Below are 22,889 nucleotides of genomic sequence, written 5' to 3'. Positions count from 1 at the left end.
GTCGCTTCCCGTCAGAAATTGTAACGCAGGCCAATGAGCGCGGTGGCGAAGGCGAAATCCTCGGCGGTGAATTCGCTGTCGAAGTAATCGACCGCCAGCGCTGCACGGGCAACCAGACGCTGGGTCAGAGCGTGATTATAGGCAGCCGACGCGCCGACAGCGGTGACATCGCCGCCTTGCGAAGCACTGTCGAACCAGTTGACATAGGCATTGGTGGTGAGATCGGCGTTCTGCCCGAGCTGCCGGGTCAGCCCACCGATGACATAATAGCTTTCGTCCGTGAGGCCATCGAGCGCGGCCAGCACGGTGCCCGGCGCGGCGATGAAGGTGCGCCGGTCATAGCCTGCGCCCAGCACTGCGGTGGTGCGGCCCAACTGCCGCTGGTAGGATGCCAACACCCCGCGTCCGCGGAATGCCGCCGAGCGCACCGAGCCGAGCCCGCCGATCAGCGACTGCCCTTCCGTGCCGTTCACCAGACCGCCGAAATCGCCCGTCACCGGATTGCGGATCGCCTCGAAATCGCTCGACAGGCCGGCGAGCGAATTGTTGAGAAGCCCGCCAAAGCCGGTCACCCCGTCATAGACTGCAAGCGCAAAGGCGCTGCGTTCACTGGGGGTATAGGTAAAGGTGCCGTAATAGGTGCTCGAATCGTAACGCTCGCCCACCCGCGCCTCAAGCGCGGTGCGCGAACTGGGGCGCCACAATACGCCGACATCCCACAGCAGCCCATCGACATCGAAGGCGAGGATGCGCGGTGCGGTCGGGTCGGTGACAAAACGGCCGTCATTGCCGATGATCGGCACGCCATTGGCATCGCGCAGCGCATCGCGGCTGGAGACCTCGACGTTCTCGTAACCCACGCCGCCGACCAGCGCGAAGGTCGGGCTCAGCGGCACGGTCACATCGCCGCGCACATAAAGATCGCGCACGCGCTGGTCGAGATTGCCGATATCTTCCTGAAACCCGCCCGCGGTGACCGCCAGTCCAACGGGCAGCACATCCCCTGGGCGCGTTGCGGCGCTGACCTGACCAAGATAGGTCACGCTGTCATCGAACACGTCGACAGGCTGGCCCTGCGCATCAACCAGCGCCGCGTCGTTCTCGAAACGGTTATAGCCCACGCGCCCGATGCCGGTCAGATCGACCACGCCGACACGGGTTGCCAGAGTGGGGCCGGCGTAAAGGCTGTAGAAGCGGCTCTCGGCGTCCTCGCGCACCAGCGGGTTGGTGGTGGTCCCACCTCCGCCATCAACGCGGGTGCGAGCGGCAAGCCCGCCCGCCTCAAAGCTCAGCGCATTGGGGATCAGCGCCAGCGTGCCGCGCGCGATCCCGCTGATGGTGTCGGTATCAATGCTGTTATCGCCATAGCCGATATTGCGTTCATATCGCAGCGAGACCGCAGCCCCGCTGTTGCGGCTTTGGAGGTTGAGATCAACCCCGACCGCGACCTGGGTGAAGGTCAGCACATCATCGCCCGGCGAAAGCTCGGCCGAGATGATCTGCGAAACTTCGATATAGGGCTGGATAATGCGGGTGCTGCCCTGATCGCCCGGCCCGCCGGGATCGCCCTGCTGGCCCTGCGCCTGGGCAAGCGCCGGGGTCGCGCAAAACAGGCCGGTGAAAGTCAGCGCCGATGCAAGAATTGATGCGCGCATGGTCATATCCCCTTGGCGCCATAAGTGCCGAAGCGCCGGCCCGAGGGGCTGTAGCGCGAGGCGTTGAGAAGCAGCTTGATATCGAGGCAGGCCGACAGCAGCTGCTGTGCGTCCTCCAGCGCCGCCCGGGCGGTCTCGTCGGCGCGAACCACCAGCAGTGCCTGACCGACATGGGCGGCAAGTTCGGCGGCAGGCGAAGCGGCAAGCGCGGGCGGGGTGTCAAAAATGAGAATACGGTTCGGTGCCCCGCGGGTCAGCCGATCGAGCACGTCGCCGGTGCGCGCGCTTGCGAGATATTCGGCATCAAGCGTACTGGCGGTGCCGGCAGGAAGCACGAACAGGCCCTCGATATCGGTCCGGATCACCAGACTTTCGACATTCAGGGCGGGATCCGCGAGCGCATCCATCAACCCCTGTTCGGCTGCAATCCCGAGCCGCCGGGCAACGGTCGGCTTGACCACGTCGGCATCGACCAGCAGCACCTCAAGGCCACGCTCGGCGGCGAGCGCGATGGCGAGGTTGGTGGCGCAATAGGTCTTGCCCTCGCCCGGGTGGGGCGAGCACACGAGAATCCGGCGAGCCAGCGGCGTATCTTCGGCGCGGGCATCGGCGAGCAGTTCGCGCTTGACGATGCGGAATTCTTCCAGAAGGCCGGTGACCGGGTCTTCCGGCACGGTCAACCCGCTATCACGCAGATGGTCGCGATCAATGGCGGCAAAGGGGCCGCAGAAGGCGACAGGGCGCGGCAATTCAGGCTGAGGCGCGGCTTGCGGCGGCGTCGTACCGTTCGGAGCAGCGGATTGCGGCGGCGCAGACGCAACCACGCGGCGCACCGGCTCGGACACAGGGGGAACCGGCGGCAACGCGGGCGCACGCACCGCGCCGATCCCGAAGGCGGCGTCGGCGCGCTCGAACAGCGATGCGGGCCGTGCGCCCTCGCGGTTGATCCTGGCTTGATCGGTCATCGCGGATTTCCTGTCCTCATCTGGCCCGGCCTCACGCAATCGCCCCGATCGAGACGATCTCGATGGCGACAAGGATCACGAACATGCCCACCAATCCGGCGCAGGCTCCGGCAAACTGCTTGAGCCGCTTCTTCTCAACCGCCCGCGCGGCATCGGAAATGGTGAGCGAGATTGCGCCGATCACGGGCAGGTCAAAAGCGCGTTCAAGCTTTTGCGGCGTGGCGAAGCTGGATTTGAGCTGGCCCAGCGCCCAGGCCACCGCGGCGCCTGCGCCAAAGCCGACGATCAGCACGCCCAGCAGCAGCAACGGACGATTGGGTGCGGCAGGATTCTGCGGGACGGTGGGCTCCTGGATCACGTCGAAACGGAACTGGCTGGCCTTGTCCTCTACCTGCCCGCGGGTGCGCAGCGCTTCGCGATCCTGCAGCAGCTTTTCATAATTTTCCCGCAGCACGTCATAATCGCGGCTGATGCGGTTCGCCTCGGCGGCCACTTGCGGTTCGGAAGCCTGGCTCGCCATCAGTCCGGCAAAATCGCTCTGCAACGCGGCGCGGCGGGCCTGCAGCGCCTCGACCGTCGCCTGTCGGTCGGTGCGGATCGCCAGCAATGAAGAAAAAGCCGGATTGGGCGTCCCGCCCGCATCCTCTCCTGCGGCGGCCGCCTGCTTGGAAAGAAGCTGCACCTGCCTCGTGGTCGAGACGACATCGGGGTGGCTATCGGTCAACCCGCGGGCGCGCAGCTCGGCCAACTGGGTCTGTGCCTGCATCAGCGCGGCACGCGGGCCGGTTGCTTCGCGTCCGCCGATAATGGTGCGCGGGGTGTTGGCAAGCTGTCCGGAAATCGCCGCCAGCGCGCTTTCGGCCGCGGCAAGATCAGCATCCACGGCGCGCAAATCGGCGCGTGCCTGCTGCACCTTGCTCGACAAGCTGGCAGAACCGACGGCAAGATCGGGATATTCGGCCTCAAAGGCAAGGCGGCGCTGTTCTGCCTGCTCAAGCTCGCGCTTGCGCCCTTCGAGCTGGCGTTCGAGATCGGCGATAGCCTGACTGATCCCGGCGCGGTTGCCCGCAACATGCTCTTCGCGCAGGATATCGAGCAGCTTCTGCACCACGTCGCGCGCGAGCACAGCGTTTTCGGCCTCGGACAATTCGCTGCGGCCGATTGCCGCGGTGATTTCGAACAGATTATCCTGTTCGCTGGACACCTTGACGTTCTTTTCCAGTTCGGAAACCGCCCCGTCAAGCGCACCGCGACCGGTAATCCCTTCACCGAGGCGGGTGGCGGTAATCACCTTTTCGAGATTCTTGGCGCTCGACAGGGTCTGACGCACGCGCATGATCTCTTCCTTGCCATCCCCCGCAATGCCGAGCTGTTTGGAAAGCACATCTTCGACGTCGACATAGACCCGTGCCTTGGATTCATAGGAATTGGGGATCATCGCGATCACCAGCCAGCCTGCAAGGCACACGCCCCAGGCAATCGCAATCGCCAGCCAGCGCCGGTGCCAGACCGACCACAGCGCGGCGCGCAGTTCTTCAAAAATATCGCTCATCCGCGCAGCCGCCCCGTCAGAACCGGCTTTCCGGGATGATGATCGTATCACCCGGCATCAGCATGACATTGGCGCTCGCATCGCCGCGCCGGATCAGGTCCGAAAGGCGCACGCGGTATTCCATCTGCTTGCCGCTCTCCCGGTCCTGCCGGATCAACTTGGCGCGGTTGCCCGCGGCGAATTCGTTAAGCCCGCCAACCGCGATCATCGCGTCAAGCACCGTCATGTTGGCGCGGAACGACAGCGAGGCGGGCTGCGGCGTAGCGCCGATGATCCGCACCTGCTGGGTGAAATTGCCCTCGGGCGTGTTGACGATGACCGAGACGATCGGTTGCTCGATATATTTCGCCAGTTCGCCAGCGATGTAATCCTGCAATTCCGTCGCGCTCTTGCCCACGGCCGGGATGTCCTGCACCAACGGGATGGTCAGCCGCCCATCGGGGCGCACGCGCACCTTGTCGGCGCTGAGTTCAGGATTGCGCCACACGTGAATCGTGATCTCGTCAAGCGGGCCGATGGTATATTCCTCGCTCGGCGCGATCGGCGTGTTGCCATAGTTCGCCGGGGGGAGCTCCTTGCCACTACCTGCACAACCGGCGACCACCAGCGGCGCGAGAGCCAGTGCGGCGATGCGGACGAGAAACAGCGATTGAGGCATTTGACGAGAATCCTTGGCCAATATTGCGTTGCAGAAAGGCAAGGACACACAGCAGGAGCGACCTGCCGTCCGTTACCTTTGGAACGTCGGGCTCTTCTCGCCGGAAATGGTGAACATATTGTTAGTTATACAGCGGCAAATCCTCCCCCATCCCGGATCGGGACAGCGGGCTTGCGCGCGTTAACGCCGACGCTGGGCCGCGCCGGTCAGACGAGGATTTCCGCCGCAGGCCCGTGGCCGAGAAAGGCCGAAGGGCTGGCGCTTGCTCCGTAAGCTCCGGCGCAGAACACCGCGACCAGATCGCCAACCTCGGCGCGCGGCATGGCGGCGGCATCGGCGAGCCGGTCAAGCGGGGTGCAAAGGCAGCCAACAATGTTCACTTCCTCTGTCGGCTCCGCACCGTAATGGCTTGCAATTGCAGATGGATAATTGCGCCGCACCACCGTGCCGAAATTACCCGAGGCCGCCAGCTGGTGATGCAGGCCCCCGTCGGTCACGAGATAGATTGTGCCGTGGCTTTCCTTGCGGTCGATCACCCGGGTGAGATAGACCCCCGCCTCTCCGACCAGGTAGCGTCCGAGTTCGACGCATAGCTCACTATCCGCCAGCGCCTGTGGCAAGTTCGCCACCCGCTTGCCCAGCGCCGCGCCGACACGCGCCAGATCGACCGGTGCATCGCCCGGAAAATAGGGAATGCCGAAGCCCCCGCCCATATTGAGCTTGGGGCAGCCATGGCCGATATCCTCGGTGATATTCGCGGCCAGTTCCAGCACGTTGGCTTGCGCTTCGATGATCGCGTCCGCGCTCAACGCCTGGCTGCCGGTGAAGATATGGAGGCCCCGCCATTCGGACCCTTCGGCGATCACGTGCCGCGCGAGGTCGGGCACCTTGTCGGCATCGACCCCGAAGGGCTTGGCACCCCCGCCCATCTTCATGCCCGAACCCTTGAGCTCGAAGCTTGGATTGACCCGGATGGCGATGCGCGGCGCCTTGCCGATACGCTGACCGATGGCAAGCGCGCGGGCCGCCTCGCCTGCGGATTCGCAATTGAGCGTCACCCCGGTCGCAATCGCGGCCTCCAGTTCATCATCGCGCTTGCCCGGCCCGGCAAAGCTGATGCGCGCCGGATCAATCCCGACCGCGACGCACAGGCCCAGCTCGCCCGATGAGGCGATGTCGAACCCGTCCACCAGCGGCGCCATATGGCCGATCACGCCCAGATGCGGGTTGGCCTTGACCGCGTAATTGATACCCACCCGCTTGGGCAGCGCTGTGCGCAATTGCGCAACCCGTGCATCAAGGTGCGCCCGCGAGTAGACGAACAGCGGGGTGCGCCCGGCCTCGGCCACCAGCGCGCTTGCACGCTTTCCGCCGATGGCGAGTTCGCCGCCGATCGCCTCATAACCTGCGGGAATCGGGCCGACGGGCTTCATGGGGCAAATTCCTGTCCAAGTTCATTCTGTAAGGCGGTGCGATCAATCTTGCCATTGGGATTGAGCGGCATGGCCTCGCGCCAATGGATATGCTGCGGCTGCATGAAATTGGGCAATTCGCGCTGGAGCCGTTTGGGAAGCTCCGCCTGGGCGGTCGTATCATCGCTCCCGCGCACGACCAGATGCACCGCCTGCCCGAGCCGGGCGTCGGACACGCCCAGCGCTACAGCCTCGGCGACAAGGCCCGTTCCCAGCGCGGCCTCCTCGATCTCCTGCGGGCTGATGCGATTGCCCGCGCTCTTGATCATCGCATCGCGCCGCCCGGCGAAATAAAGCAAGCCGTCTGCATCACGGCGCACCCGGTCGCCCGACCACACCGCCGTGCCGCCATAGGCAGAGGCAGCGGGCGCAGGCCTGAAGCGTTCCGCGGTACGCGCGGCATCCTGCCAGTACCCCTGCGCCACCAGCGGCCCGCAATGCACCAGCTCGCCTTCCTCATTGTCAGCGGCCACCTGACCAGCATCATTGATAACCAGAATCTCTGCAAAGGGTATCGCCTTACCCATTGAGGTCGGATGCGAATCCACCAGCGCCGGATCGAGAAAGGTGGAACGGAACGCTTCAGTCAGCCCATACATCGGGAACAGGTTTGCCTGCGGGAACAGCCCGCGCAAGGCCTTGACCAGATCAAGCGTCAACGCACCGCCGCTGTTGGTCAGCCGCCGCAAGGGCGCACGCGTCTCCTCTGGCCAGTCAATCTCGGTCAACTGCACCCACAAGGGCGGCACCGCGGCGAGCGTGGTTACCTGATGTTTCGCGCAGGCCTTCGCCACATCCTTGGGAAAAAGGAAATCGAGCGGCACCACGCAGCCCCCCGCATACCAGGTCGAAAACAGCTGGCTCTGTCCGTAATCGAACGACAGCGGCAACACCGCCAGCGTCACATCATCGCGTGCCAGCCCCAGATAATGCGCCACGCTGACCGCGCCGAGCCACATGTTGGCGTGGCTCAGCATCACCCCCTTGGGCCGCCCGGTCGAACCGGACGTGTAGAGGATTGCCGCCACATCCGCCGGATCGGCTTGCGACGGGCCAAGCTCGCGGCCTGCGGCCTCCGCGCTAGCCAACGCCTCGTTCTCGCCCATTGCTGCGCAGCCAGGCGGCAGATCGCCCGGTTCAAGGCTGGCAAGCCGCGATCCGGTGCCGATCAGCAAGCGCGCTCCGCTATCACCCAGAATATGCGCGACCTGCGCGCGTTTCAGCAGCGGGTTGACCGGCACGTGCACCAGCCCGGCCCGCGCAGCCGCCAGTGGCAGCAGGCAGGTCACTTCGCCCTTGGCCGCCCAGCTTGCCACCCGCGCGCCGGGTTGCGGCACCATCCGCGCCAGCCATCCGGCAAGGCGAGCAACACGCTGTCTTAACTGATTGTGGTTAAGCGTGCCCTCGCGAAGCACCAATGCAGGCCCTTCCCCATGACCCGCAGCACCCGCCAGTTCGGCAAGGTGATCAAGCGGGCGCGGGGCAGGTTCGGACGGTTGCGGCATCAATGGGAGCAGTCTTTCAGTGATCGAGGCGCGGTATCACGATAGCGTTAACGTCTTGCAAGCACTGTCTGCAAATGCGGCAGGCGCGCCGTTCGATCGGGCCGAGTGGTATGCGCTGCTTGCCGAGACCGGACTGACCCCGCTGATCGCGATCGCAAGGGATGCCGATCATGCGGCCGCACTGGCGCTGACCGAAGATGGCGGACACGTTTCGCCCTTGCGTAACTGGTACAGCTTCACCTGGCGCCAGCTGGCCCCGGAAGGCCCGGCGGGCGACCGGTTGCTTGAGGCAATTGCCCGGCAATTGAAGACCCGCGGGCATCGCGTGACACTCGAACCCGTGCCGGGGGAGGATGGCTCGGCCCAGCGCCTCGCTCAGGCGTTCCGCGCTGCGGGCTGGCGCGTGCTCGTCGAGCCGTGCGACACGAACCATGTCCTGCCCGTACGCGGACGCAGCTTTGCCGAATACTGGGAAGACCGCCCCGGACAATTGCGCACCACCCTCAGACGCAAGGCGAAAAAGGTCGAGACGCAGGTGCTGACCCGATTCGACCCGCAGGTCTGGGCGGAATACGAAGCGATCTACGCCGCCAGCTGGAAACCGGCGGAAGACCAGCCCGCCATGCTGCGTGCTTTTGCGCGTCGCGAAGGCGAAGCGGGGCGGCTGCGGCTCGGCGTGGCGCGGGCCGATGGCGCGACGATCGCAGCGCAGTGCTGGACCGTCGAAAACGCGATCGCCTATATCCACAAGCTCGCCCATCTCGAAAGTCACACGGCATTATCCGCGGGGACCACGCTGAGCGCGGCGCTGTTTCAGCATGTGATCGATATCGACAAGGTCGATCTGATCGACTTCGGCACTGGCGATCAGAGCTACAAGGCCGACTGGATGGAAGACGTGCGCCCGCGTTTCTGCATCGATTGTCTTGACCCGGCACAGCCGCGCGCATGGCCGCCGCTCGCCAAGCGAGTGCTGCTTTCGTCAAGTGCGTGACCGGCCGGAATACTTGCGCCTGCGGGCGGGCATGGCTAAGCCCCGCGGCCAAGCGCCGATGACAGGGATTTGGGCGAGCCGATGAACACCATTCCGACCATCCAGAACGAAGCCGGTGCGACCGTGCTCGATTCTGAACTGAAAGGCTTGATCGCCGATGTGCTGGGACTTGATCCGGCGCAGGCCGCCACCTTCGGGCCGGATTCGGGCCTGTTCGGCCACCTGCCCGAACTGGATTCGATGGCAGTCGCGGGCCTGCTCACCGAAATGGAAGACCGCCTCGGCATCGTGATCGAGGATGACGATGTGTCGGGCGAGATGCTGGAAACCTATGGCGGCCTGTTTGCCTTCGCCAAGGCCAAGCTTGCCGACCGCTAGATCCTGTTTAGCGTGATTTCCACGTGGAACATCATGGGCCCGGAAGGCACAACCACCGAGGAACTGCTGGTCGCCTTCGATCGCGGGCGGACAAGACGCCTGCTGGTATGCCCGGCATGGTTTGACGAGGCCAACAAGCTGCGACGCTTCACGGTCGAGGTGATGCGGCGGCTGGATAATGCCGGGATCGACAGCTTCCTGCCTGACCTGCCCGGCTGCAATGACAGCCTCGCGCCCGCCGCTTTGCAGACACTGCCCGGCTGGCGCGCAGGCATGGAGGCCGCCGCGCATAAATTTGGCGCGACCAACGTGCTGGCGATCCGCGCCGGAGCGCTGCTGGTACCTGCACACCTGCCCGGGTGGCACTATGCCGCCCAGTCCGGGCCCAAGTTGCTGCGCGGCATGATCCGCGCCCGCACCATCGCCGCGCGCGAGGCAGGGCTGGAAGAACAGGCCGATACGCTGATGGCGCTGGGCCGATCCGAAGGACTGGTGCTGGGCGGATGGCAGCTTGGCGCGGCGATGATCCGCGACCTTGAAACCGCCGAACCGGTGCGGGCCCAGGGGCACAGCGACATCGCACAAAGCCAGGTCGGCGGGCCGGGAATGTGGCTGCGCGCCGAGCCGGACGAGGATGCGAAGCAAGTCGATGCGCTCACCGCTATCATCAGCGATGATCTTTCCGGGACAAGTGCATGAGCCGGCTGCCACTTTCCTTCGGCTGCGGAACCTTGCACCTTGCCGCAACGCTTGACACCGCGCCCGGCACCACCGGGCTGCTGATCGTCAGCGGCGGCAACGAAATTCGCGCCGGGCCCTTTGCCGGACAGGCACAGCTTGCCGCCCGCATCGCCCGCGCTGGCTTTCCGGTGTTCCGCTTTGATAGGCGCGGGGTGGGTGACAGCGAAGGCGAAAACCGCGGATTCCGCCACTCTGCCAGAGATATCGGTGCCGCGCTCGAAGCCTTTCGCGCAATCGCCCCGCAAGTTTCGCGGGTCGTTGCCTTCGGCAATTGCGATGCCGCATCGGCGCTGATGCTGGCAGGCGGCGCGGGAATGGCCGGACTGGTGTTGTCAAACCCTTGGACGATCGAACACGAACCGGGCGGCGATGATCCCAATACAACCCCGCCCCGGGCCGCGATCCGTGCGCGCTACCTCGAAAAACTCACCAACTCGCGCGATGTTGCCCGTCTGCTGAGCGGCGGGGTCGATCTGCGCAAACTGGCACGCGGCCTGGCGCGCTCGGTCGGCCCGGTGCCTGCACCCTCCAACCTTGCAGGTGAGATGCGCGACGGAATCGCAGGCTTTGCCGGCGAGGTGCGCATCCTGCTTGCGACGGCCGATCGCACCGCCCAGATGTTCGAGGCCGCGTGGGACAGGAACGATCCACGCATCCGCCGCTGCGAAGGCGCAGGCCATGCCTATGTCGAGCCGCAGCACCGTGACTGGCTCGAAGCGCAGATCCTCTCCGCGCTCAGAGCCTAACGCTCGAACAGGCTCACCAGTTCAACATGGGTCGACCAGCGGAACTGGCCGACGGGGCGCAATTTCGTCAGGCGAAACCCCGCTTGCGCCAACATCGCTGCATCGCGCGCCCAGCTTGACGGGTTGCAGCTGACATAGAGGACCCGGGTGAGCGTGCTCGCCGCAATCTCGGCCACCTGCGCGCGTGCGCCAGCGCGGGGCGGATCGAGCAGGACGGCATCCAAGCGGTTGAGCTCAGCCAGCTGAAGCGGGTTTCTGAACAGGTCGCGGTGCAGCGACAGCACGCTCTCGCCTGACTGCGCCCCGGCCACCTTGCAGGCGAGATGCGCGGCCCGTTCAGCCTCGACCGCCAGCACCTTGCGGCCCTGACGAAGCGCAAAGGCGAAGGTGCCAAGCCCAGCAAACAGATCGGCCATCATCCGCGCATCGCCGAGCCATGCGGCGGCGTCGGCCGCCATGCGCGCCTCGGCATCCCGCGTCGCTTGCAGGAATGATCCCGGCGGCAAGCTGACCGGAACGCCAGAAAGCGTGACCGTCACCGGTTCAGGTTCCCACAGGGTTTCCGGGCCATATCCCTGATCGATAGTCAGCCGCGCGAGCGCATGGCTGCGCGCGAAATCAAGCGCGGCCTCGGTCGGCCCAAGACCTTCGAGCGGGAAGTTGGCGAGATTGGCCTCGACCCCCTGATCGGCGAGTGTGAGATCGACACCCACCATGCCCTTGGGGCCATGCGCCGCCACGAATCGGCGCAAGGGCGCGAGCAACGCCGCCATCGCCGGATGCAGCACGGGACATTCAGCGAGATCGACCACCCGGTGCGATCCGCCCTCGCGATAACCCAGCACCGCGCCCTTGGCGGTGCGCAACCCGTGCAGCCCGGCGCGGCGGCGCGTATGCGGCGGGGAAAGGTGGACGGGGAGCACTTCGTCCGCCTCCAGCCCTTGCCCGCGCGCGGCGTTCACGACCCGGTCGCGGACGAAATCGGCCAGCACCGTGTCATCGGCATGCTGCAACTGGCACCCACCGCAACGGGCGAAGTGACGGCAGACGGGCGCAATATGATGCGGCCCGGGCATGATCGTTCCGCTCTCGTCCACCGCATCGCCCGGCACCGCGCCGGACACATGGCGGCCAGAGGCGCTCACCCCGTCACCCTTGGCGGCGAGGCGTATGATGGGTTCGCTGATGGTCACAGACAGGCCGCTAGCGCCTCGGGCACCTTCTCGGCAAGCGCAGAAGGGGTCAAGGCAGGCCCCGCACGCCGTGCCGCCTCGCCATGAAGCCACAATGCCTCGCAGGCGGCGCTGAAGGGATCGCTGCCGCAGGCCATCCGGCTTGCAGCGATCCCGGCCAGCACATCGCCCGTTCCTGCGACCGAGAGCCAGCTTGTTGCAGGCAGCCCGAGCACAAGGCGACCATCGGGCGCGGCGATCACGCTGTCCGGCCCCTTGGCGAGCACAACCATCCCCGTGAGCTTAGCCAGCGCCAAAGCGCGCGCACGCCGCCCTTCAGCAATCACGCCGAAATTGCGGCACAAGACCTCAAGCTCGCCATCATGCGGGGTCGCTAGCAGCGGCAGATCACGGCCCAGCATGTTGGGCGCGAGCAGCACCAGCGCATCGGCGTCCAGCACCAGCGCGCGTCCCTGCCGCAATGCTTCGCCCAGCATCGCCTTGCCTGCGCCGCCGCGACCCAGCCCCGGGCCGACCAGCACCGCAGCGATGCGCTCATCCGCCAGCGCTTCTCCCAGCGGCGCAGTATCGGTCACCACATCAGCAGGCGTGCGCGGATCGGCTTCGCGGGCGAGCAGTTTGACATAGCCCGCCCCTGCACGCTGGGCGGCGGCGGCGGCGAGCAGACTTGCTCCCGGCATTGCTCCGGCAATGATGCCCAGCAACCCGCGGCGATACTTGTGGCTGTCGGCAGCGGGCGGCGCAATCCGGGGGCGGGTTACCAAGCGCGCCGCGCCCTCGACAGCGCCAATCCCGATCGGCACCAACCGCATCTGCCCCATCAGCGCACGGCCCGGCAGGCTCCAATGCGCAAATTTCCATGCGCCCAAGGCCAGCGTAAGATCAAAAACCGGCAGGCGTTCGTTCAATGCCGCGCCGCTATCGCTGGCAATGCCCGAAGGCACGTCGACCGCGACCTTGTAACGGCACCGCGCCGCCAGATCGCGCAGCAGCAACGCGTGTTCGGCCACCAGCGGACGCGCGAGGCCCGATCCGAACAGGCAATCGACGAAAACTTCACCGCGCGCCCCGCCCGCAGCCCTGGCGACCGGAGCGTCCCACCGGCGGCGTGCCTCTTTTGCGGCACCGGTGGCAGGCTCGACCGGCGCGATCACCGTCACGGCGTTGCCCGCCTCGCGCAACCGTCGGGCGATGACATAGCCGTCCCCGCCATTATTGCCGGGGCCGCACAGCACGGTGACGTCGCGCCCGGCTGTCACACGCCGGATCCATTCAGCTGCGCCGCCTGCGGCCACTTCCATCAGCTCCGAAACACTGGCCCCCGTATCGAACAGCGCCTGTTCGGCATCGCGCATCTGCTGCGCGGTGAGGACCTGGGCGGCGCTCACCGCGCCGGCGGCGCCAGCAGAGCTTGCGGGATACGGTAGCGATCGTCGCCAATCGCAAATTGCAGCATCTCTCCCTCGCCAGCCTGCGGCACCAGCGGTTCAGCCCCATCGAGCGGCACAAGCGTTCCGGTGGCCGGATCGCGGGTCAGGCGCCGGAAGCCGCCGTCGGGGTGATGGAGCACCACCTCATCCGAGCCAGCAACCTGTTCAAGCGTGCACACCGGCGATAGATCCACCCCGGCGCCGATGCCACAGTCAACCTCGTCTCCGGGCGGCGGTGGGCTTTCCTCGCCACAGGCCACCAGCAGGGCAAGCGATGCAAACGCACTAGATGTCCGCAAAGACATGGGTTTCCGCTTTCGCTCCGGGATGGGTGACAGCGCCATAACGCGCAAGGCCCACCACCTGTTGATAGCGCCACAGAGCGCCGGATTGGTAATCATTGGTGCGCGGCTGCCACGCCTTGCGCCGTGTTGCCAGCACGTCTTCGGCCACGTCCAGTTCGATCGTGCCCGTCTCGGCATCGATGCTGATGATATCGCCATCCTCAACCAGCGCAATCGGGCCGCATTCGGCCGCTTCGGGGCAGACATGGCCGATGCAGAAGCCGCGGGTTGCGCCCGAAAAGCGCCCGTCGGTGATTAGCGCGACCTTTTCGCCCATGCCCTGCCCGTAGAGCGCGGCGGTGGTCGAGAGCATCTCGCGCATGCCGGGGCCGCCCTTGGGGCCTTCGTAGCGGATCACGATCACGCAGCCTTCGGCAATGTCGCGCTGTTCGACTGCGGCGAAGGCGTCTTCCTCGCAGTCGAACACCCGCGCCGGGCCTGAAAATTGCAACCGCGCCATCCCGGCGACCTTCACAATCGCTCCGTCGGGCGCGAGCGAGCCTTTTAGGCCCACCACGCCGCCGGTCGGGGTGATCGGGGTCTTCACATCGTAGAACACCTTCTGATCGGGGTTCCAGGTGATCTGCTCGATATTCTCGCCCAGCGTCTTGCCGGTGACGGTGATCGGATTGGGATCGATGAACCCGCCATCCAGCAGCGTGCGCAGCGCCATATAGACCCCGCCTGCTTCGTGCATGTCCTTGGCGACATACTTCCCGCCGGGCTTCAAGTCCGCGATATAAGGCGTTGTCTTGAAGACCTCGGCAACATCGAACAGGTCGAATTCGATGCCGCACTCGTTCGCCATGGCGGGCAGGTGCAGCGCGGCGTTGGTCGAGCCGCCGGTGGCGGCGACGACGCGTGCGGCGTTCATGAAAGCCTCGCGGGTGCAGATATCGCGCGGGCGCAGGTTCAGCGCGATCAGTTCCATCACCTGCTTGCCTGCCGCCACGGCGATATCATCACGCGACCTGTAAGGAGCGGGCGCCATATTGCTGTTGGGCAAGGACAATCCGATTGCCTCGCCGACGCAGGCCATGGTGTTGGCGGTGAATTGACCGCCACAGGCACCGTGACCGGGGCAGGCGACCTTTTCCAGCGCGATCAGCTCGGTCAGCGGGCAGTTTCCTGCCGCAAATTGCCCGACCGCTTCGAACACATCGACCACGGTCACATCCGCGCCGCGGTGGGTGCCGGGCAGGATCGATCCGCCATAGACGAAGATGCTCGGCACGTTCAGCCGCAGCATCGCCATCATCATGCCCGGCAGGCTCTTGTCGCAGCCGGCAAAGCCGACCAGCGCATCATAACAGTGGCCTCTGACCGAAACCTCGATCGAATCCGCGATGATCTCGCGGCTGATGAGCGAGCTTTTCATGCCCTGATGGCCCATCGCGATGCCATCTGTTACGGTGATGGTGTTGAACCGGCGCGGGGTGCCGCCGCCCGCGATCACGCCCTCGCGGCAGATATCGGCTTGCGCGTTCAAGGTCGTGTTACACGGCGCGGAGTCGTTCCCGGCGCTGACCACGCCGACGAAGGGCGCGGCAATCTCTTCCTCGGTCATGCCCATCGCGTAGTAGTACGAGCGGTGCGGCGCGCGCTCCGGCCCGACCGAGACGTGGCGGCTGGGGAGTTTCGACTTGTCAAACTTCTGCGACATAAGATTTCCTGCTGACCGGATTTTGCGAAATGTCTCCTGCCTTCAGGCGAGCGCCGACGCAACCCTTTGCGCAATATCCGCCAATAATGCCGCCCAGTGCGTGTGATCTTCCGGGGTTTGCGCCAGATCCTGCCGGATCTCGATGCCGAAATAGGGGCGCCCGCAGGCTTCGGCATGGCGGTTCATGGTGTAGTTGAGATCGCGGCCCGAATAGGGGAGGTTATCGCCCACATTCAGCCCCTCGGCCTCGAGCATGGGAATGGCGATCCGGGCGGCGCGGTCGTCCTGATTGTAGAGGACCCCAACCTGCCACGGGCGCGCGGCATCGCTGGTCGCAAGGCGCGCGGTGAAGCTGTGGAGCGAGAGGATCAACGCCGGTTCGGCGGCTGCCAGCCATTCGGCCAGCGCATCGTGATAGGGACGGTGGAAGCGGCCGAGCCGCCCTTCCCGGTCCGCGCCGACATTGCCGGGGATCGGGTGGCCGTCGCTGATGTCGGGGACGAGGCCGGGGGCGGTTTCCTCGCGGTTGAAATCGCACACGAGCCGGCTGACCGCGGCGATGTGGGCCGGAATGGCATGATCGCGCGCGAGGATTTCAGCGATCTCAGCTGTTCCGATATCGACAGCAATGTGTACGCCAAGCAGGCGCCCTCGAATCCTCAAGTCGATATCATCCGGCACGTGGTTCGAGGCATGGTCAGCGACGAGCACAATCCCGCCCGGCGCGGGCATTCCAAACTGGCGGAAAGCTTCGTTCACCGCAGCCGCCCTGCCATTGTCCACCATGCGCGCGGCATGGCCGCTGCCGCCGCGTCGCGGGCCTCGGGCGTGGCGTAGAGCGCAAAGCAGGTCGCGCCCGAGCCGGACATGCGGGCGAGCCACCGGTCGGTGCCGCTGAGGGCTGCGAGCACCTCGGCAATCACCGGGCACAGCGAAATCGCAGGGCCTTCGAGGTCGTTGCGCCCTTCCCGCGCGATCAGGCTGGCACGCCCTTCTGGCAAAGCGCCGCGATCAACGCCATCCCATGCCTTGAACACCGGACCGGTCGACAGCGGGACCTGCGGGTTGACCAGCAGGACGGGGGTTCCGGCGAGGTCATTATCGACGAACTCAAGATTCATGCCGGTGCCGGTCCCGACCAAAACCTGACTGGCGATACAGGCCGGCACGTCCGCTCCCAGACCCGCCGCAATGCTGAGATGCCGTCCGTAATCGTCAGGCAAGTCCCACAAGTCGGTCAGCAGCCGGATCGCCGCTGCCGCATCCGCCGATCCGCCACCGACCCCGCTGGCAACCGGCAGGTTCTTTTCGAGCGTGATCCTGGCGCCATAGGGAAGGCCGAGCCGTGCCTGCCAATCACGGGATTCGGCCCCGCTCCGGTCGTAGGCATCGTGCAGCGCCCGCGCAGCGCGGAGCACCAGATTATCGTCGTCAGCCTGAAGATCGCCACCAAACGGCCCGGTCAGTTCGAGGCTCAGCGTGTCGGCAGGCTCCACCCACAGCCGGTCGCCCGCATCGACGAAGGCGAACAGGGTCTCAAGCTCGTGATACCCGTCCTCCCGCCGCCTGCGGACATGCAGCGCGAGGTTGATCTTGGCGTAGGCGGTTTCTTCAAGATCCAACGGAGTTAACGCCTTTGCCCCTGCCTAATCAAACGTATCACAGACATACTCATCGTCTGGGTATGCCCGTTTGTAGGCCACGACGAAGTCGTCGCAAGCTTTGCGATTATCGCCATACCCGAAAAACACTGCCGTCCTATCGTCAGGAGCAAGCGAAGACTGTTTTACCAGCCAAACAGCTTTTGAACCAAGGCCTCTGTCGTTATTCTTAAGCGCGGATCGAACACGATCTTCGCGCTCTTCGAACTTGTCGGGAGTGTCGCATCCGGAAAGGATCAATGTCGCAGCGACAAGTGTGGCGAAAACTCTCAAGCCTTAGCGCTCCATCCCCCGCCTCACATATTCGGATAGTTCGGCCCGCCGCCACCTTCCGGCGTCACCCAGTTGATGTTCTGGTTGGGGTCCTTGATGTCGCAGGTCTTGCAGTGGACGCAGTTTTGCGAATTGATCTGGAACTTGGGCTCGCCGGTCTTTTCATCGGTCAGCCATTCATAGACCCCCGCCGGGCAATAGCGCGCCGATGGCCCACCATAGACCTCAAGCTCGCTTGCCCGCTGCAATTCGCGGTCACCGACCTGGAGGTGCACGGGCTGATCCTCGGCATGGTTGGTGTAGCTGTAGGCGACGTTGGTCAGCTTATCGAAGGTGATCACGCCATCGGGCTTGGGATAGTCGATCTTCGGGTAAAGATCGGCGCGACCGGTGTAACTATAATCCGGTTTATGCTTCATCGAAATCGGCAGCCCGATCTTCAATGTACGCATCCACATGTCGATTCCCGCCAGCACCGTGCCGATATCGCCGCCATACTTGGCCACCGCAGGCTGGGCGTTCTGCACCTTCTTAAGCTCGTCCGCGATCCAGCTGGAACGCACCGCCGTGTCGTAATCCATCAGCTCGGTCTTTTCATGCCCAGCTGCAATCGCCGCCGCGATGCTTTCCGCCGCCAGCATGCCGCTTTTCATCGCGGTGTGGCTGCCCTTGATGCGGGGGACATTCACAAAGCCCGCCGCGCAGCCGATCAGCGCGCCGCCGGGGAAGGCAAGCTTGGGCACGGACTGCCAGCCGCCTTCATTGATCGCCCGCGCACCATAAGACACGCGCTTGCCACCTTCGAGATAGTCGCGGATCGCGGGGTGGTTTTTCCAGCGCTGGAATTCCTGATAGGGCGAGACCCAGGGGTTCTTGTAATCGAGCGCGGTCACAAAGCCCAAGGCCACCTGACCGTTCGCCTGATGGTAGAGGAAACCCCCGCCCCAGCTTTCGCTTTCGGTCAGCGGCCAGCCTTGGGTGTGGATCACCCGGCCCGGCTTGTGCTTTTTGGGATCAATGTCCCACAATTCCTTGATGCCGAGGCCATAAACCTGCGGCTGGCAGTTCGCCTCAAGGTCGAACTTCGCCTTCATCCGCTTGGTCAGGTTGCCGCGCGCGCCTTCGGCCAGCACGGTATACTTGGCGTGGATTTCCATGCCGGGGGTGTAATCGCCCTTGTGGCTGCCATCGGCGGCAATGCCCATGTCCTGGGTGATGACGCCCGCAACGCGGCCTTCATCATCGAGGATGACATCAGCGGCGGGGAAGCCGGGGAACACCATCACGCCCAGCCCTTCGGCCTGTTCCGCCAGCCAGCGGGTCATGTTGCCAAGCGAGCCGGTGTAGCAGCCGTCATTGCCCATCAGCGGCGGCATGATGGCGTGGGGCAGCGAGGTCTTGCCCGTCTTTGACAGCACCCAGTGCCAGTTATCGGTCACCGGGGTTTCCGCCATCGGGCAGCCCTGTTCGCGCCACTCGGGCAGCAGCTCGTCCAAAGCCTTGGGATCGACCACCGCACCCGACAGGATATGCGCGCCGATTTCCGAGCCTTTTTCCAATACGATCACTTCCAGATCGGCATTGATCTGCTTGAGCTTGATCGCCGCTGCCAGCCCCGCCGGACCGCCGCCGACGACCACGACATCGCAGGGCATTGATTCACGTTCGATCATCGGGCTTTCCTGTTCATTATTGCTTTGGACGCGTGCGGCGCACATTCCGGCGAATTGCTTGTGGCGCTCACTTGCTAAGCGAGGCCCGGACAGTCAAGACCTGCGTTAGATAGCATGACCTCCCGATGACACAGCCCGACCTTTCTCTTGCCCGCGAATTTGAAGCCGCGCTTGCCTGGTGGCGGGCGGCCGGGGTGGACTGCGACTATCACGATGACGCTACGTCGTGGTTGGCCGACGCGCCGCCGGCATGCGCCCCGTTGTCCGGTGACAAGCCTGCGCCGATGCGCCCTACCGCCTCGGGAAAGGCGCCTGAGGCAGGCCAACCAGCCCGGTTGCGCGCCGATGCCCCGGCCCCGCCTCCGGCCCCGGCTCCCGCCCAGACGCCGCGCCCCGATCTGATGGGCGAATCGCCGCCAACCGATCTTGCCGCCTTCCGTGAGTGGTGGATGCACGCACCGGGACTGGACACGGCACGGCTCCATCCGCGGATCGCCCCCCGCGGGCCAGCAGGCGCGGCGTTGATGGTGCTGGTGCCCCAGCCCGAGGAAGGCGACCGGGAACGCCTGCTCGACGGGCCGCAGGGGCGACTGCTCGGCAATATCCTGGCCGCCGCGGGGCTGGAGGAGAACGCGGTCTATTGCGCTGCCGCTCTGCCATGCCACACGCCAATGGCCGACATCGCCGCGCTGGCGGCAAGCGGGATGAATGCTGTCACCGCGCATCATGTGACTCTGGCCGCGCCGCAAAGGGTGCTGGTGCTGGGAAGCGCGCTTGGCCCAATGCTGGGTGAGACAACGCAGGAGGGTTTACGCAGGATTAACAATAACGGGCGTACAGTCCCGGTCATGGTGAGCGAGACGCTTGAGGCAATGATGGACATGCCCCGGCTCAAGTCCCGGTTCTGGCGGAGATGGATGGAATGGTCGGCCTCTCACTGATGTCCGCGCGAACAGCGCTGGCAACCGCTGCGCTGGTTGCGCTGACACTTCCGGTTGCCGCCGCCGCGCAATCGGGAGACCTTGTCGCCCGTTGGAACGGGCAGGCCAGCACCGAGAATACCATCGCCGCAGTGCTGTCTGCCGAAGAGCATGACCATTACCGCCAATTGTTTGCGGCGATCGACGCCGAACAGTGGAGCGTGGTCGAAAACCTGCTCGCCGCGCGGCCCGATGGCGTGCTGACCCAGATGGCGCGCGCGGAATACTACACCCATGCCAACAGCCCCAAGGTTTCCGCCGAGCAGATCGCCGCCTGGTTCAATACCGGGGCCGATCTGCCGCAGACCGAGCAGCTGGCGCGCATGGGGGCCAAGCGCGGGGTCGAATATCTGCCCGCCCTGCCATCCGGTCAGGGCTTTGCCCGCCAGCCTTCCGCGCCCAAGCGCATCCTGCCACGCACGGTCAATGACGGCACCATGCCCGCCGCCACCGCTTCGGCGATCCTCGCGGCGATCAAGGGTGACAATCCGGTCGAAGCCCAGCGTCTGCTGGCCGAAGCCGACATGTTCCTCTCCAGCGATGCCCGCGCCGAATGGCGCCAGCGGGTGGCATGGAGCCACTATATCGAGAACAATGACAACGCCGCGCTGGAACTGGCGCGCACCGTTGCCGAGGGCACCGGCGAATGGGTGGCAGAGGGCGCTTGGGTCGAAGGGTTGGCCGCGTGGCGGCAGGGCTATTGTTCGCTGGCCGGAGAAGCCTTTGCCCGCACTGCTGCGCGTGCTTCGAATGTCGAACTGGCCGCTGCCGGGCATTACTGGGCGCACCGTTCGCTGGTGCGCTGCCGCGAACCGGGGCAAGCGCAGGCACACCTTTCTGCCGCAGCGAAGATGGCTGAGACGCTCTATGGCATGCTTGCAGCCGATCAACTGGGGATCGAACTTCCCGGCCATGCCCCGCCCCCAGCCTTCGGAAACGCGGACTGGGAACAGCTTTCGCAGCGCGGCAATATCCGCGTGGCTGTCGCACTCACGGAAATCAACCGTCCGGCGCTGGCCGATGAAGTGCTGCGGCACGAGGCGCGGATCGGCGCGGCGAGCCAGTATGATGCGCTTGCCCGGCTCGCGCGCGAGCTCGGCCTGCCCGCAACCCAGTTGTGGATGGCGCACAACGCGCCCTATGGCACCCGCAGCGATCCTTCCTTGCGCTTTCCGGTGGCGCGCTGGCAGCCGGTCGGCGGGTGGCAGGTCGACCCATCGCTGGCCTTTGCCCACGCGTTGCAGGAATCGAACTTTCGCGCCAATGCTGTCAGTCCGGCCAATGCCCGGGGGCTGATGCAGATCATGCCCGACACCGCGCGCGACCATTCCGGTCGGCTGAGCCTCGGGGCGAGTTATGCTGATCTCAATGATCCGCAGGTCAACCTCGCCTATGGCCAGCGCCATCTTGAGATGCTGCGCGACCATCCGGCAACCGGCGGTGCCTTGCCCAAAATCATGGCCGCCTATAATGCCGGCATCACTCCGGTCGGGCGCTGGAACAGCGAGATCAACGATCAGAACGATCCGCTGCTGTGGATGGAATCGATCCCCTATTGGGAAACGCGCGGCTATGTTGCGATCGTGATGCGCAATTACTGGATGTATGAACGCACAGCCGGGGCGGAATCACCCAGCCGACGTGCGCTGGCGCAGGGCCGCTGGCCGGAATTTCCGCGCCCTGCGGCGATGCGTTCGGCCCGGCTCGAACCCTAGGGCTGGAGCCATAATGGCAATCGACGAAACCCGCGCATTCAAGCCGATCAATATCGCTGTGCTGACCGTTTCGGACACGCGCACAGCGCAGAATGATACCTCGGGCGATATTCTCAGCCAACGAGTGACGGGCGCGGGCCACAACCTCGCCGCGCGAACCATCGTCAAGGACGATGCAAGACTCCTCGCGGCGCAATTCGAAGCATGGATCGATGACCCGCAGATCGACGCGGTGGTCAGCACCGGCGGAACCGGCCTGACGGGCCGCGATGTCACGCCCGAGGCGCTGACAATGATCGCGGACGCGCGCGACATCCCCGGTTTCGGCGAACTGTTCCGCTGGCTCAGCTTCCAGAGCATCGGCACCAGCACCGTACAATCACGCGCCTGCGCGGTGGTGGCACGCGGCACCTATATCTTCGCCTTGCCCGGATCGAACGGCGCGGTGAAGGACGGGTGGGACGGTATCCTCGCCGAACAGCTGGATAGCCGCAACCGGCCCTGCAATTTTGTGGAACTGATGCCGCGGCTCAGGGAGCACTGATTGCACTTCGTTATGAGTAAGCAGCAGTCGGGATTTGCCGTCAGCTTGCAAAATGCCCGCAGATTTTCCGTCACGTTCTGAATCGGGTGGTCAGCTGTCGAAGCGCTTGCCCATGCTTATGCGATCTTCAACCTCATAACCGTGCGTCCGATAAAACGCCGCGACTGCCTCGTTGCCAGCCCTGATCTGTAAGTTGGCCTTGGTGCAGCCTGCTTTTGAAAGGCGAGCTTCCGCCTCCTGAAGCAATGCAGAGCCAACGCCTTTTCGTTGATGCTCGGGCTTTACTGCCACGGTGTAGAGCCAGCCTCTGTGCCCGTCATATCCTGCCATTACCGTCCCGACGACGTCACCAGCTTCTTCTGCCACGATGAACAGTTCGGGCTGCACCTTGAGCTTCGCTGGAACCGCAACCGCCGCCTTGTTCTAATACCAACCTGCATAATTTCTGACTCACGGGGATTCCCAAGGCTGCGGAAATCTGACTCAATGGCGCTGTGACATTGGAGATCGGCGCCATGGGAAAAGCGATTGGCTTGCGGGAAGATTTTGACGGCGCTGCGCTGCGACGATTGTCGCGGATGACGAGGAGCGCGAACCAGGCGCGGAGGCTGTTGGCCCTGGCCGAGATTTATGACGGCGGCAGTCGGAGTGCGGCGGCGCGGATCGGCGGTGTGGGGCTGCAGATCGTGCGCGACTGGGTGCTGCGGTTCAATGCCCGCGGGCCCGACGGACTTCTGGACGGCAAGG

General features: G+C 65.0%; 21 protein-coding genes and 1 pseudogene. 8 read left to right on the top strand and 14 right to left on the bottom strand.

Translation table 11 applies throughout. From position 1 onward, the window contains the following. Window positions 1-11: 11 nt before the first annotated feature. From BUA05_RS04865 to BUA05_RS04840, 6 genes are all read right to left on the bottom strand, one after another. On the bottom strand, window positions 12-1,655 hold the full coding sequence (locus BUA05_RS04865) for a preprotein translocase subunit YajC (RefSeq protein WP_245790084.1): 1,644 nt from the start codon (window positions 1,653-1,655) through the stop codon (window positions 12-14). Window positions 1,656-1,657: 2 nt separating this feature from the next. Next, window positions 1,658-2,620, bottom strand: coding sequence for an AAA family ATPase (locus BUA05_RS04860; protein WP_072673550.1), 963 nt, complete (start codon window positions 2,618-2,620; stop codon window positions 1,658-1,660). Between the two features lie 31 nt (window positions 2,621-2,651). Continuing rightward, window positions 2,652-4,172, bottom strand: a complete 1,521-nt coding sequence (locus BUA05_RS04855; protein WP_072673549.1) for an XrtA system polysaccharide chain length determinant — start codon at window positions 4,170-4,172, stop codon at window positions 2,652-2,654. A 16-nt stretch (window positions 4,173-4,188) separates the two neighbouring features. Beyond that, a complete protein-coding gene (locus tag BUA05_RS04850) occupies window positions 4,189-4,830 on the bottom strand; it encodes an XrtA/PEP-CTERM system exopolysaccharide export protein (protein WP_072673548.1) in 642 nt (213 codons plus the stop codon). 206 nt (window positions 4,831-5,036) lie between these two features. Continuing rightward, entirely contained in the window at window positions 5,037-6,263 is a 1,227-nt protein-coding gene (locus tag BUA05_RS04845) for a pyridoxal-dependent decarboxylase, exosortase A system-associated (RefSeq protein ID WP_072673547.1), read from the bottom strand. Beyond that, a complete protein-coding gene (locus tag BUA05_RS04840; RefSeq protein ID WP_084662477.1) occupies window positions 6,260-7,807 on the bottom strand; it encodes an acyl-CoA ligase (AMP-forming), exosortase A system-associated in 1,548 nt (515 codons plus the stop codon). Before BUA05_RS04840 ends, BUA05_RS04845 begins: the two co-directional genes overlap by 4 nt. 55 nt (window positions 7,808-7,862) lie before the next feature. Between BUA05_RS04840 and BUA05_RS04835 the strand changes: the two genes are divergently transcribed. The 4 genes from BUA05_RS04835 to BUA05_RS04820 all read left to right on the top strand — a co-directional run bounded on the left by BUA05_RS04835 (window position 7,863) and on the right by BUA05_RS04820 (window position 10,666). After that, window positions 7,863-8,801, top strand: a complete 939-nt coding sequence (locus tag BUA05_RS04835; RefSeq protein ID WP_072673546.1) for a GNAT family N-acetyltransferase — start codon at window positions 7,863-7,865, stop codon at window positions 8,799-8,801. An 81-nt stretch (window positions 8,802-8,882) separates the two neighbouring features. Next, on the top strand, window positions 8,883-9,179 hold the full coding sequence (locus tag BUA05_RS04830) for an acyl carrier protein (protein WP_072673545.1): 297 nt from the start codon (window positions 8,883-8,885) through the stop codon (window positions 9,177-9,179). A 12-nt stretch (window positions 9,180-9,191) separates the two neighbouring features. Continuing rightward, window positions 9,192-9,878 (top strand): alpha/beta hydrolase family protein, encoded by a 687-nt coding sequence (locus BUA05_RS04825; RefSeq protein ID WP_342742087.1) that lies wholly within the window; start codon window positions 9,192-9,194, stop codon window positions 9,876-9,878. Continuing rightward, window positions 9,875-10,666 carry a hydrolase 1, exosortase A system-associated gene (locus BUA05_RS04820; protein ID WP_072673543.1) on the top strand — a complete coding sequence of 264 codons (792 nt, stop codon included), beginning with the start codon at window positions 9,875-9,877 and terminating at the stop codon, window positions 10,664-10,666. The genes BUA05_RS04825 and BUA05_RS04820 overlap by 4 nt, the downstream gene beginning before the upstream one ends. Here BUA05_RS04820 and BUA05_RS04815 read toward each other — a convergent pair. From BUA05_RS04815 to BUA05_RS04785, 7 genes are all read right to left on the bottom strand, one after another. Continuing rightward, complete coding sequence (locus BUA05_RS04815; RefSeq protein WP_072673706.1) at window positions 10,663-11,853, bottom strand: class I SAM-dependent RNA methyltransferase; 1,191 nt, start codon at window positions 11,851-11,853, stop codon at window positions 10,663-10,665. The two genes, BUA05_RS04820 and BUA05_RS04815, sit on opposite strands and share 4 nt — an antisense overlap. Before the next feature lie 2 nt (window positions 11,854-11,855). After that, window positions 11,856-13,247 (bottom strand): bifunctional ADP-dependent NAD(P)H-hydrate dehydratase/NAD(P)H-hydrate epimerase, encoded by a 1,392-nt coding sequence (locus tag BUA05_RS04810; protein WP_072673542.1) that lies wholly within the window; start codon window positions 13,245-13,247, stop codon window positions 11,856-11,858. Further along, window positions 13,244-13,594 carry a hypothetical protein gene (locus BUA05_RS04805; protein ID WP_072673541.1) on the bottom strand — a complete coding sequence of 117 codons (351 nt, stop codon included), beginning with the start codon at window positions 13,592-13,594 and terminating at the stop codon, window positions 13,244-13,246. Before BUA05_RS04805 ends, BUA05_RS04810 begins: the two co-directional genes overlap by 4 nt. After that, complete coding sequence (ilvD, locus tag BUA05_RS04800; protein ID WP_072673540.1) at window positions 13,575-15,296, bottom strand: dihydroxy-acid dehydratase; 1,722 nt, start codon at window positions 15,294-15,296, stop codon at window positions 13,575-13,577. Before ilvD ends, BUA05_RS04805 begins: the two co-directional genes overlap by 20 nt. A gap of 42 nt (window positions 15,297-15,338) precedes the next feature. After that, the gene (locus tag BUA05_RS04795; protein WP_084662490.1) at window positions 15,339-16,055 is read right to left on the bottom strand and encodes an N-formylglutamate amidohydrolase; all 717 of its coding nucleotides are present in this window, start codon (window positions 16,053-16,055) and stop codon (window positions 15,339-15,341) included. Then, complete coding sequence (locus BUA05_RS04790; protein ID WP_072673538.1) at window positions 16,052-16,918, bottom strand: 4-(cytidine 5'-diphospho)-2-C-methyl-D-erythritol kinase; 867 nt, start codon at window positions 16,916-16,918, stop codon at window positions 16,052-16,054. Before BUA05_RS04790 ends, BUA05_RS04795 begins: the two co-directional genes overlap by 4 nt. Window positions 16,919-17,253: 335 nt before the next feature. Beyond that, window positions 17,254-18,903, bottom strand: coding sequence for an electron transfer flavoprotein-ubiquinone oxidoreductase (locus tag BUA05_RS04785; RefSeq protein WP_072673705.1), 1,650 nt, complete (start codon window positions 18,901-18,903; stop codon window positions 17,254-17,256). Window positions 18,904-19,028: 125 nt separating this feature from the next. Between BUA05_RS04785 and BUA05_RS04780 the strand changes: the two genes are divergently transcribed. The 3 genes from BUA05_RS04780 to moaB are packed head-to-tail and all read left to right on the top strand — an operon-like array spanning window position 19,029 to window position 22,142. Next, on the top strand, window positions 19,029-19,844 hold the full coding sequence (locus BUA05_RS04780; RefSeq protein ID WP_072673537.1) for a uracil-DNA glycosylase family protein: 816 nt from the start codon (window positions 19,029-19,031) through the stop codon (window positions 19,842-19,844). After that, window positions 19,844-21,598: a lytic transglycosylase domain-containing protein gene (locus BUA05_RS04775; RefSeq protein WP_072673536.1), complete on the top strand. Its 1,755-nt coding sequence runs from the start codon at window positions 19,844-19,846 to the stop codon at window positions 21,596-21,598. The genes BUA05_RS04780 and BUA05_RS04775 overlap by 1 nt, the downstream gene beginning before the upstream one ends. A gap of 13 nt (window positions 21,599-21,611) precedes the next feature. Further along, complete coding sequence (moaB, locus tag BUA05_RS04770) at window positions 21,612-22,142, top strand: molybdenum cofactor biosynthesis protein B (protein WP_072673535.1); 531 nt, start codon at window positions 21,612-21,614, stop codon at window positions 22,140-22,142. 90 nt (window positions 22,143-22,232) lie between these two features. Here moaB and BUA05_RS04765 read toward each other — a convergent pair. Then, window positions 22,233-22,541, bottom strand: a pseudogene (locus tag BUA05_RS04765) (GNAT family acetyltransferase); the annotation flags it as partial. Window positions 22,542-22,657: 116 nt separating this feature from the next. On the opposite strand from BUA05_RS04765, the gene BUA05_RS04760 reads away from it, so the two are divergent. Continuing rightward, a partial coding sequence (locus BUA05_RS04760; RefSeq protein WP_245790100.1) for a helix-turn-helix domain-containing protein occupies window positions 22,658-22,889 on the top strand: 232 nt, incomplete at its 3' end.

It is taken from the genome of Erythrobacter sanguineus (genome assembly GCF_900143235.1).
Classification (GTDB): domain Bacteria; phylum Pseudomonadota; class Alphaproteobacteria; order Sphingomonadales; family Sphingomonadaceae; genus Erythrobacter; species Erythrobacter sanguineus.
The sequence above is the reverse complement of the archived record's forward strand: the minus strand, read 5'-3'. Positions and strand labels throughout refer to the sequence as shown.